The organism is Phormidium sp. CCY1219 (genome assembly GCF_035615515.1).
Taxonomy (GTDB): Bacteria; Cyanobacteriota; Cyanobacteriia; order Cyanobacteriales; family Laspinemataceae; genus CCY1219.
Genome location: NZ_JAJENT010000351.1, coordinates 1 through 652 on the forward strand (window position 1 = coordinate 1; position 652 = coordinate 652).

A 652-nucleotide genomic window follows, 5' to 3' on the forward strand; every position below is an offset into this window, starting at 1 on the left:
TTATCGGTATTTTCTTGCAGGAGTTGTTGCAGTTGCCGGTTTTCCCGTTCGAGGCGATCGCGATCGGCTTGCAATCCCCGAATCAGAGCCGCCGCTTTGTCCGCTTCTTTCAGTTGGGCGCTCAGGTCGCGCACTTGCTTTTCTAACTCGGCCACCCGGTCGGATTGCGCGGGTACAGCGGGGGCAAGGTTCTGCTGGCGCAAGGGGTTGTGCAAGTGGCGCTGCTGCAGGATAATTTTTCCCTCTTTCGCATCTTCCCGGGCAAGATGATGGATTCCGGCGCGCAACTGTTGGGACGGCTCTAGGGGGTCTTCCGGTGCGGCGGAGTTGGGTTTAGTCCGTCGGGCTGGTTGTTTCGCGGGAGCCAGCAACTTTTCGGCGTCCCAGTCGGTGAGGTGGCGAACCGCGTCGATGAGGTGGTCGGTGAGGACTGAAGGGCTTTCCCCTTGGTAGGCCAACCGCGCCGCTTCCGCTTGCAGGGTGGTAATGTCTTCCTCGGAAGCGCCATAGGTCTTGGCGACTAACCGCCAATCGGCTTGGGTTGCCGCGTCACCCAAGGAGATGAATTTGCGGGATTTGCGGATACTGGCGACAGTCTGCTTGCCGGCTTTGAGCAGTTTGACCAGCAGGTGGTGGTCGTCGATTTTGGTCA

Annotated in this window: 1 protein-coding gene; it reads right to left on the bottom strand. The window is 59.4% G+C overall.

Going from position 1 to position 652, the window contains the following annotated elements:
- Positions 1-652: hypothetical protein (locus LKK83_RS06360; RefSeq protein WP_324630122.1), on the bottom strand; the 652-nt coding region annotated here is incomplete at both ends.